This is a genomic window from Cecembia lonarensis LW9 (genome assembly GCF_000298295.1).
GTDB classification, from domain to species: domain Bacteria; phylum Bacteroidota; class Bacteroidia; order Cytophagales; family Cyclobacteriaceae; genus Cecembia; species Cecembia lonarensis.
In genome coordinates this window covers 1-10,446 of the sequence record NZ_AMGM01000110.1, presented here as the reverse complement: position 1 = coordinate 10,446, position 10,446 = coordinate 1, and the positions used below count along the sequence as shown (strand labels likewise).

Genomic DNA, 10,446 nt, shown 5'->3' with positions numbered 1-10,446 from the left:
TATATTGATTGTTTCTTATCCCCAGGGCTTCACCCTGGGCTGTCACAGAGCGGCCCTTCAGGCCTTTTGGGAAATTCTTCTTAATGAAATTCTTAAAGACCTTAACTTCTTAATGGTTTTCTCTCAATTTGACATTCTTTAGAGATTTCTCCTTCGTCGAAATGACAAGGAGAAGCCTTTGACACTAGCAACCCTTCTATGTACGCGAACCATTCTTCACTCTTAATTCTACATTCCAAACCCTACTTTTGCCTTTTGCCTTGGCTCTTGGTCCTTAAAAATTACCTCTTAATGAAATCCTTAAAGACCTTCACTCCTTAATGGTTCCCTTTCTCCGACTTCCGAAATTCGAAATCCGACTTATCCCTTCAACCTCTTCCTCAACCTTCCCAACACCCCCACCTTCTCCTCTTCTCCATAATACCCCCCATATCCGTATCCATAACCATACCCATAATTGTACTGCATCTCCTTCTCATCTACCGCATTGAAGATGATGTAGGCATTTTGGAGTTTTTGGTTGGCTTTGAGTTGGTTGATATGGTCTATACCGGATTTGAGGGTATAGTCATAGCGCACCACAAAGAATACCGCATCGGCCAAGGGGAACATTTCCAAGGTCTCCGAAACCATGCCGATCGGCGGGGTGTCCAGAATGATGATGTCATATTCCTTTTTCAGTGCCTCTATAAGAATCGGCATCTTCCCATTACCAATCAGCTCGGATGGATTCGGAGGAATAGGCCCGGAAAGCAGCACATCTAAGTTGTCATAATCTGTACCTTTTACCAAGGTCTTCCATTCGGATTGCTGTCCGCTGAGGTAATTAGATAATCCCTTGTCATTAGTCAGCGCAAATTCCTTGGCGATTTTGGGTTTGCGCAGGTCAGTGCCTATAATGATGGTCTTCTTTCCTGCCAAAGAATAGACTGAAGCCAGGTTCATGGAACAAAAGGTCTTGCCTTCTCCAGAGGTATTGGAAGTAACTAAAATGACTGAAGACTTATCTTTGGGCAGCACAAAGTTCATATTGGCCCTGAGGGATCGGAAAGCCTCCGTAATCCCGGAATTTTTATCTGCAAAAACCACCAGTTCATCGTACAACTTCCGGAAGGCTACTGAGGCCAAAATGGGTACCTGTGCCTTTTTCTCCAGTTCCTTGATGTCCTTGACCTTTTCACTCAGGTACACCTTGGCCAAGACAAAGAGCAGGGGAATCAGCAGGCCCAAGGAAAGGGCCAGGGCATAGTTCCTCGTGGGTTTTGGGGTAATAGGAGTATTGGAAGCCAGGGCATATTCGATGATTTTATTGGCCGGGGTATTGGAGGCCTTGGTAATGGCTGCTTCTGCCCGCTTCTGGGCCAGGAAGGAATAGATGTTTTCACTGAAGCTGAACTCCCGCTGTATGCGCAGGAGATTCTGTTCCTTGGCCGGCAATCGGCTAAATTCCAGGTCAATCTGGGATATACGGCGCTGCAGGTCGCTGATCAAGAAGGCTGCATTTTCATCCACATTGATCAATAATTCCCGGATGGAATTGTTCAGGTCCTGCAGCTTGCGGTTCACTTCCCTTACTGCCGGAGAGGCTTCCTTTTGCGTGGTCATCAGAGAAGCCTTTTGGTTCTGCAGTTCCAGCAGGTTTCTGATCAGGTTATTGAGAATGGGGTCATCGATCCCCAAACCCGAAGGCACGATGATTTCATTGTAGTCCTCCTTGACCAGGTAATTCTGCAGGTTGCGGTAATACTCCCGCTTCAGCTTCTCCTGGGCGAGTTCCCGGTCCAGGTCTGCCAAGCGGCTGAATACTGCAGAGCCTTCCGCGGAGATGTCATAGATGCGGTTGGCCGATCGGAAGGTTTCCAGGCGGTTTTCTATATAATTCAGGGAATCGGCCAGATCGATGAGTTGGGCATCGATAAAGCTCATGGTATTGCTGGCGGTAAGGTTTTTCTGCGCCAGTTCATTGTCCAGGTAGGCTTCCATCAGTGCATTGAGGTAATCCCTGCCCTTGGCCGGCAGGTTGGTTTCAATAGCCAATTCCAGGATGGTGGAATTTTTATCCAATGAACGGACCTGAATGGACCGGGCGTATTGATTGATGAGGCTGTTTTTATCCCGTATTTTGACATTGATCTTTCCTTGTGATTCAGAGGAGGTCAAACTGACTTTGAAACGCATAAAGGGGGTTTCTACCCATTTTCCAAAGGCAAAGGTGTTTTGATCTAAAGTAGGAGGATCTATTCTCCTGTTAGTTTCTGAACCTACTTGGGTGAGCTGGTAGGTTTCTTCAGGAAAGGCAAGGCTGAAGTTTTGGCCATTGTCCCAGTTGACTTCAATCTCCCCTCCTACGATTTGGGGATGTTTCCAATCCACTTCCACCAGGATGGGAGCTGTGGGATAGCGCTCTACTTTGGAAAAGATGCCCTGAAAATGGTATTCCACTTCGAAATCCAACCTTTGCAGGGCCAGTTCGGCAATGGGCCGGGAGCGCAGGATGATCATCTGATTGGTGAGCTGCAGCTCCGGATTGGCAAATAGGCGCTGTTCAAAGAGGTTGATACCGGATTCCTGTTCTTTGACCAGAAACTGTGCAGTGGCCAGGTAAACCGGTGGTGTCCATCGGTTGACCATGAATGCAATGGCCAAACAGACGAACAAAGACAGGGCAACCCAGTACCAATGGCGCAGGTAGCGCCGCACGATATCCTTAACCTGGTACAGGTCGTCTTCCTCCTGTATGGGTTGCTGGGGTATATGATTGGGGGTATTGGGATTCATTCCTTATTGTCTTGTTAAATTTATCACCAGTAAGGCTGCTGTCAGGGTAGTAATGAGCAGGGAAAAAGACTGTACAAAGTTGACCCCCGTGCCCAGTTCACGGATCTTCATGGGCTCGGCATAGAGCATGTCATTGGGTTGGATGAAGAAATACTCAGAGGTCAATAAATTTTTATTGTTCAGGTCAATGCGGTACATGCGGGTACCTCCGGGGTACTGCCGGACAAGGACCAGGTCATCCCGTTTGGCTACTTCTGTGAGGTCTCCTGCCTTAGCAATGGCTTCGAAGATGGTGACCCGGTTTTGAAGGATATTGTGTTTACCCGGCATCCGGAACTCACCCAGTGCCGAATAGCGGATGCCCCCTAACCTTACCCTAACGAACAAATCTTCCCGATTGACAAATTCCACCATACGCTCTTCGATGAGCATCTTAGCTTCCTGAAGGGTAAGTCCAGAGAGTTTGATTTCACCCAATAAAGGCAATTCTACGATTCCTCTTTCATCCAGGTTAAAACCGGTCATAAAGAAGGCGTCACCTCCACCCATAGCCCCCTGCATCATCATATTTCCCTGCACATTTCCCATACTAAATTCATTAAAAAGCTCATTGAGTTCCTTGCTCGAGGTCCGGATATTGATGTCTACGATGTCGTTGTATTGGAGTTTGTATTCCTCCACATCATAAGGCAGCATTTCCGAGGCATATTTGAGCGGGCTTTCTGAAGCCTCCCTTTCCTGCATGTAGATGATGCGTTTGTTGGGGACGCAGCTCGCGGTGTACAGGAGTAGTAGGAGAATGGGGGGTATTAAAAGTGTAGAGTAATTGATACGCATTTGGGAATGAAGAATGTAGAATGATGAATTAGGAATTGGGAATGTTGAATATCTAGAATCGGTGGCAAGTTAGGTAACTTTAAGAGCCAAGGCAAAAGTAAAAAGGCAAAAGTTGGTGTCTTGTATGTTGTCGTGGTTGTCGGGTTGTCATGGTTGTTGGAAATAATAAGGGACGAGGGAAAAGGTTAAAGGTTAACGGTTTAACGGTTAACGCATTCATTGTTCAGCTTGCTCCGGAGTATTTCGGAGGGTTTAAAGATTAAGAGCCAAGGCAAAAACTTGTCCCGAAGAATTTCGGGAGGCAAAAGGCAAAAGGGTTAATCGTTAAATGTTCGAAGTTCAGTCTGCTCCGAAGCATTTCGGAGGGTTTAGGGATTTTTTTATGGAACGCTGATACTTCGACTTCGCTCAGTACAAGTGACGCTGATGGGACGGATGATCGCAGATTTTATCCAGCTCAGATCTGCGATTATCCGCTTCATCGGCGTTTATCTGTGTTCCAACATATTGTGAGCTTGCGAACAATCAGCGTTCTATTTAATTATTCTTCAATTTTTCTTAGTGTTCTTGGTGCGCTTTGTGGTTCAATTGCCAATCTTTCTTCCTAGGTGTTCAAGGGTTAACGGTCAACAATCAATCCCCTATCAACCAATTCAGCGCATTGGTTTTGCGTATTCCCCCAAAGTTTTGTTCAGGAAGCACTGTATCCATGGTTAATAGGAGTTTTGGGTAGTTGTCATTGATCAACTGCAATGGACGGAGTTCACGTTTTAAGGTTTCTTCTTTATCTGTTGAGTAGGCAACTTGTAGGTAAAGTCGTTCTTGTCCAGCGCCAACAGCGAGAAAATCTACTTCTAAGTGATCTACCATACCTACGAATACCTGATAACCTCTCCTTAACAATTCCAAGTAGATGATATTTTCAAGAATATGTCCATAATCCTCCGTTCTATCCCCTGCTATTAATCGACGAAGACCAATATCTACCGCATAATATTTCGCATTACTCGAAAGCACTTTTCTTCCCTTTACATTGTATCGGTCTGCACGATAGACTAACATACTGTCTTCTATACCTGCCATATAATTGGCAACTGTTTTGTTGGAAATTTTAGTTCCCGAACTGTTGAGCGTATTCGTTATTTTATTAATGCTGTGCAGATTACCTATTTCAGCATAAACATATCGAATCAATTGCTCCAAAATACTGACATCTGTAACGTTTAAACGCTTAACAATGTCTTTCAATACAATTGTTGAATAAATGCCCTCGAGATACTGTCGTTTCCTTGTTTCATCGAGCGTTATGGCAAAAGGAAAACTGGATTTGAGGTAATTATTATATGCTTCAAGTAATTTTTCATCCTTATTTACTGAAAGGTATTCCTTCAATGATAAGGGTAACATTTTTAGTTCTACATATCTTCCTGTCAGCAATGTTGCCAATTCACCACTTAAAAAATAGGCATTAGAACCTGTGAGATAGATGTCAAGCTTTTTATTTAACTGCAAACTGTTCACTACCCGCTCAAACTCCCTTACATTTTGAATTTCATCCAGAAAAAGGTAGTACTTGATATTGTCCTTAATTTGTTGCTTTATGTACGTGTTTAATGCTGTTGGATTGCGGAGTTCATCAAAATCAATGTTTTCAAAATTTATGCTAATGATTTGCTTTTCGTCTATTCCTTCTTCAATCAGTTGATCTTTAAACATTTCAAATAAAGTAGACTTACCGCAGCGGCGCACCCCTGACACCACCTTAATAACCTCTTCAGCTTTCCAAGAAGTAAGAAATTTCAAATATGCAGGCCTATTTATTTGTATCACATTACAATAATAGTAATTTTTTATTATATTTTTGGAGTTGATTCCAAATTTTAACTTTGAGAGGTTAAGGATTCAGGAGTTCAAGGTTCAGATTGCTCCGAGGTATTTCGGAGGGTTTTATGGATTTTTTTATGGAACGCGGATACTTCGACTTCGCTCAGTACAAGTGAAGCTGATTTTACGGATTAACGCTGATCCGAGCTGGTACAAATCGACGAGCATCCGTTAAATCTGTGTTATCCCTGCCTGCTGACCGCAGGAAGGCAGGAGCGTTCCAATATATTGTGAGCTTGTGAACAATCGGCGTTCTATTTAATTATTTTTCAAACCTTCGAGGTTTCTAAAACCTCAAAGGTTGGTACTCTCAGCGCTAGCTGCTTTCCCGATGCTCCAAAATTCGACTTCCCACTTCAAACCTACCTTTTCAAATCGGTCCTTCAGACCTCTGGCTAAATTTGAATGAACCTTATTCCCAGGGCTTCTCCCTGGGCTGTCACAGAGCGGCCCTTCAGGCCTTTTTCAGACATTCATGAACGCTGAACTTTTAACAACTTGGCCGTGCCGGATTTTACACTTTACATTTTACACTCAACACTCTTCATTACCACCGACTCTGTGATTCTCTGTGCCTTCTCTGGGTAACTCTCCCGTTATTCACGGGACAAGTTGTGTAACAAAGCCAAGCGTAGCGACTTTAGACCTCTCCTACCGTCGAGGTGACAAGGATAGGCCTTTGACACTAGCTAAGCTGCTGAGCTTTTTAAAGGCTCGCGACACTTGGGCGTGACGGAACCATGACAACCATGACAACCCGACAACAATATTGTTCCTAATGAACCCCTTAACCCCCTTAACTTCTTAATGGTTCACTTTCTCCGACTTCCGACATTCGACTTCCCACCTTTTTCTCACTCTTCATTCTTCATTCTCTCCCCCCATTCCTCACTCTTCATTCATCATTCTACATTCCCTTCCCCCATTCTTCACTCTTCATTCTACATTCTTCACTACCATTCTCTCCGTGGTTCTCTGTGACTCCTCCGTGGCTCTCTGTGTAATTAAGCCAAGCGCAGCGTCTCTTTTTCTCTTTACTTACCTCCTAGGTTTGGGAGATCCCCCGTAATGCTACGGGGCAGGCTTTCATCCTCCTTCTTCGGATTCAGGATGACGGTGCTTCATACATCTCGTAACCCTACTTTTGCCTTTTGCCTTGGCTCTTGGTTCTTAAAAATTACCTCTTAATGAACCCCTTAAACCCCTTAACTCCTTAATGGTTTTCTTTGTATTCTTTATAGACCTCTCCTACTGTCCCCATCTAATTATTAGGAAGATATAAATTTCAAAATCTTCTTATCAAACGTGTGAAGTTTACCGTCTTTTGTCATTTGACAATAAGATATTAATAGGGCATCAGCAAAATCCAAGTTGTGACTACTGTATAGATCCAAAGACTTTATTAAGACATCTTTTCTGTTGTTATGGATATTGGTATATCCTAATAAGCCCATCAGTACACTATTGATTTCCAGTCTAGGGACTTTGTAAACCTTTTCTAATACATAAACTGTTTCTGCGAAAATAAAATCAGGAATTGTAAGGTGGTTTTTCTCAATTATATCCCTGACAACCAAAAAATGTTCTTCATTATCCCGTAGTAAGTACCTAAGAATGAAATTGGCATCAAGGAGTTCCATGCTTTTCCTGGATTACTTGCTCCCAAACAGCTTTTTCACTATTTTTCTTAGAAGGATCAGCGTAACTGTGCAAGCGGCCTGCAACATTTACCATTTCGGGTAATGTATATGGTTCGCTAGAAGCTGTGGTCTTAACTTCCACGACGAAATTAAATTTCAGTAGAAGTTTTCTCAGAAAAGATGAGTTTTTCTTATTGTCAACTTTTACTAATAGCGTTTCCATACTATCCTTATTTTGAAGTTTCATTACCAGAGGATTTCTGCCAATCTTTGAAATATTAAAGCGGCATTAACAATCACTTATGTTAACAATTTAAGAAAAAAACTTGTTTAAATTAAGTTTTAACCTGGATTATGTCTTAGGATTCGTAGTGAGCGTTATCCTGTTTTATTTAAATTATTTTTCAAAACCTTCGAGGTTTCTAAAACCTCAAAGGTTGGTACCCCCAGCGCTAGCTGCTTAGGGTCCTTTTATCGTCTGACGCTAATCAAAAGGGTCAGATTGTACCCTAAGGCCTTTGGACCTTAATAATTTACCTCCTTTTCTTAGTGTCCTTGGTGTGCTTTGTGGTTTAAATAGCTTTTAGATCTCTCTCTCCGTTCCCCGCCACGGCGGGCAGGCCCGCCTGACCGGACGGGCAGGAAAATGACAAGGTGAAGCCCTTGACATTAGCTGACCTTTTTTGTAAATGAACCATTCTTCTTCTTCATTACCAAGCCCTCTGTGAATCTCTGTGTCTCCTCGGTGGCACTCTGTGTTATGAGGCCAAGCGCAGCGACTCTTTTTCACTTTACTTATCTCTTGGGTTTGGGAGATTCTTCTCCGCCTGTGGCGGATCAGAATGACGTTACTTCAGTGATTTCGTAACTCACTTTTTACTTTTGCCTTGGCTCTTATTTTACCTCTTAATGAAATCCTTAAACACCTTAATGGTTCACCCACTTGGCTCTTTTTCCCTGCCCTACAGCCTGGCCTCCCGAATCGCTTTGCTCTCGGGACAGGCAGTCACTAAAATGATCCAAAGGGATCATTTCTTGACGTTCCGTCCTCTTGGATCTTGATAAACTCCTTAATGGTTCCCTTTCTCCGACTTCCGACATTCGACTTCCCACCTTTTTCTCATTCTTCACTCTCCATTCTTCATTCCCTCCCCCCCTCTTAACAGCCACAACCACACGGGCATTACAGTAATTGTTTTATCATCTATCTTAAGACTATCGCTTTCGTCTTCGGTTAAAATGAGTCCTTCCTTGATTTGATAGGCTGTCATGGCATCGAGCAAGCCATTAACTTCCCGCTGTTTTGTTTTGTCATCGTAGAGCGTCCAGCATACTTGTATTGCTTGGGTAATACTGTTTTTTTCTTTGATCACAAAATCACATTCCGATTTGATATGATGATAGTACACCGTTTTTGCTTGTCTTTTCAATTCTAAAAACACCAGGTTTTCGAGTAATCGCCCCTGGTCTTCACTGCTTTGAAAACTGATTTGGCGCATCAAACCCAAGTCTATTCCGTACACTTTTTTAGGATTAAGCAGCTGTTTTTTGACGGAAGCATCATACTTTGGGACTAAGCTCAACATATATGCATCTTGCAGGAAGCCGAGGTATTGTTTGACGGTTGTTGCATTTTTAACACCTATTACTTTTGCCAAACTGTTGTAAGAAATTAATTTACTGGTATTGCTCGTTACAAAAAACATCAATTCTAATAATTCCTGTTCATTGGTAAGGCCATTCCTCACCATCACATCACGGTACAGCACACTTTCGTAAAGAGATTTTAGGTATTCGGAATGCTTTGATTTTAAAAAAGCAGGAAATCCGCCCCATTTAAAATAGGCATTAAATGATGCTTTGAGCAAGGCCTTATCGTCTGTGTTGAAATGATCCAATGCACTGGATTCTATGTTATTCAGTTTCAAATATTCAAAAAACGAAAATGGGTAAAGCTCTACCTGCTGATATCGTCCTGTTAAATGCGTGCCTAACTCTCTGCTCAACATCGAGGCATTGGAGCCAGTGATATACACTTTATTCCCATAATCATGCAGGCGTCTCACAAAACGCTCCCAACCGGTGATGTTCTGTATTTCATCAAAATAAAACGTTTTCTGCTTGCCATAACGTTCTCCAAAAAGCTCTAAAAGCATTTGGAAATCCTCTACTTTAAAGTGAATTAAACGTTCATCATCAAAATTCAGATAATAGTCCTGTTCTTTGTTTTTTGCACGAATTGCTTGCAGCAAGGTAGATTTACCACAACGCCTAATACCGGAAATCACAACAACACTATCGTCTTCGACAATAGAAACATGTTGTCGCTCGATAGCTGAAGACTCCCATTGTAGCGCTTTTTGGTCACTTATTACGGCTTGTAGCAGTAATTTTTGCATGCGTTTTTTGGAACGAATTTAAAAATCTTCTATTTAGAAAAGCAATATCGTATAATTAATTGCTATTTTCAATAGTAATTTTACCATGTAAATGTTAATAGTTAACGGTTAAAATGTTCAGGGTTCATGGGTTCAGATTGCTCTGAAGTATTTCGGAGGGTTCAGTGTTACAACCCCGTGAGCACTGCAAACAATCCGTGTTCTATCCGGTGAGCTTGTCGAACCATCTGCGATTATCAGCTACATCCCTGCCCGTCCGGCAGGCGGGTGCGTTTATCGGCGTTCTATCATTGTGAGCTTGCGAACAATCGGCGTTCTATTTAATTTTTCAAAACCTTCGAGGTTCCAAAAACCTCAAAGGTTGGTACCCTCAGCGCTAGCTGCTTTGCGTTCTTCCTTCGTCTGACGCTAATCATAACGATCAAATTGCAGCTGAAGATCTTTGGGCCTTATAAATCTTACTTGATTTTCTTTGTGTCCTTTGCGCGCTTTGTGGTTTAAATAGCTTTTAGATTTCTCTCTCTGTTCCCCGCCACAGCGGGCAGGCCCGCCTGAACGGTACGGGCAGGGAAATGACAAGGATAAGCCTTATTCTGTTTTTACCCTTCTGAGATATTCATCCCTTTTTCTTTGTGAATCTCGGTTTGTATACCCACCCTGCATCCTGGCCTCCCGAATCGCTTTGCTCTCGGGACAAGCTCTCGCTAAAATGATCCAAAGGGATCATTTTTTAACGCTCGGTCCTTCTGTGAATCTCGGTGCCTTCTCTGTGTCCCTCGGTGTAAAGAAGCCAAGCGCAGCGTCTTTAGACCTCTCCTACCGTCGAGGTGACAAGGATAGGCCTTTGACAATAGTTAAGCTGCTGAGCTTTTTAAAGGTTTTTCTTAATGAAATCCTTATGACCCCAA

At 42.9% G+C, this 10,446-nt stretch carries 7 protein-coding genes; 1 reads left to right on the top strand and 6 read right to left on the bottom strand.

Annotated elements, in window-relative coordinates; genetic code table 11:
- Window positions 1–360: 360 nt before the first annotated feature.
- The 6 genes from B879_RS18930 to B879_RS18905 all read right to left on the bottom strand — a co-directional run bounded on the left by B879_RS18930 (window position 361) and on the right by B879_RS18905 (window position 9,538).
- On the bottom strand, window positions 361–2,778 hold the full coding sequence (locus B879_RS18930; protein WP_009186834.1) for a GumC family protein: 2,418 nt from the start codon (window positions 2,776–2,778) through the stop codon (window positions 361–363).
- A 3-nt stretch (window positions 2,779–2,781) separates the two neighbouring features.
- A complete protein-coding gene (locus B879_RS18925; protein WP_009186833.1) occupies window positions 2,782–3,522 on the bottom strand; it encodes a polysaccharide biosynthesis/export family protein in 741 nt (246 codons plus the stop codon).
- A gap of 726 nt (window positions 3,523–4,248) precedes the next feature.
- On the bottom strand, window positions 4,249–5,418 hold the full coding sequence (locus B879_RS18920) for an ATP-binding protein (protein WP_009186832.1): 1,170 nt from the start codon (window positions 5,416–5,418) through the stop codon (window positions 4,249–4,251).
- A gap of 1,349 nt (window positions 5,419–6,767) precedes the next feature.
- Window positions 6,768–7,139, bottom strand: coding sequence for a type II toxin-antitoxin system VapC family toxin (locus B879_RS18915; protein ID WP_009186831.1), 372 nt, complete (start codon window positions 7,137–7,139; stop codon window positions 6,768–6,770).
- Window positions 7,126–7,362, bottom strand: coding sequence for a hypothetical protein (locus tag B879_RS18910; protein WP_009186830.1), 237 nt, complete (start codon window positions 7,360–7,362; stop codon window positions 7,126–7,128). The genes B879_RS18915 and B879_RS18910 overlap by 14 nt, the downstream gene beginning before the upstream one ends.
- 904 nt (window positions 7,363–8,266) lie before the next feature.
- Window positions 8,267–9,538 carry an ATP-binding protein gene (locus B879_RS18905; RefSeq protein WP_009186828.1) on the bottom strand — a complete coding sequence of 424 codons (1,272 nt, stop codon included), beginning with the start codon at window positions 9,536–9,538 and terminating at the stop codon, window positions 8,267–8,269.
- 709 nt (window positions 9,539–10,247) lie between these two features.
- Between B879_RS18905 and B879_RS23280 the strand changes: the two genes are divergently transcribed.
- The coding region (locus tag B879_RS23280) for a hypothetical protein (protein ID WP_040401242.1) at window positions 10,248–10,446 on the top strand (199 nt) is incomplete at its 3' end.

What these genes read in the sequence shown, in the direction of transcription:
- B879_RS18910 (WP_009186830.1), bottom strand. Translation starts at nt 7,362, where the DNA reads ATGGAAACGCTATTAGTAAAAGTTGACAATAAGAAAAACTCATCTTTT.
- B879_RS18930 (WP_009186834.1), bottom strand. Translation starts at nt 2,778, where the DNA reads ATGAATCCCAATACCCCCAATCATATACCCCAGCAACCCATACAGGAG.
- B879_RS18925 (WP_009186833.1), bottom strand. Translation starts at nt 3,522, where the DNA reads ATGCAGGAAAGGGAGGCTTCAGAAAGCCCGCTCAAATATGCCTCGGAA.
- B879_RS18915 (WP_009186831.1), bottom strand. Translation starts at nt 7,139, where the DNA reads ATGGAACTCCTTGATGCCAATTTCATTCTTAGGTACTTACTACGGGAT.
- B879_RS18905 (WP_009186828.1), bottom strand. Translation starts at nt 9,538, where the DNA reads ATGCAAAAATTACTGCTACAAGCCGTAATAAGTGACCAAAAAGCGCTA.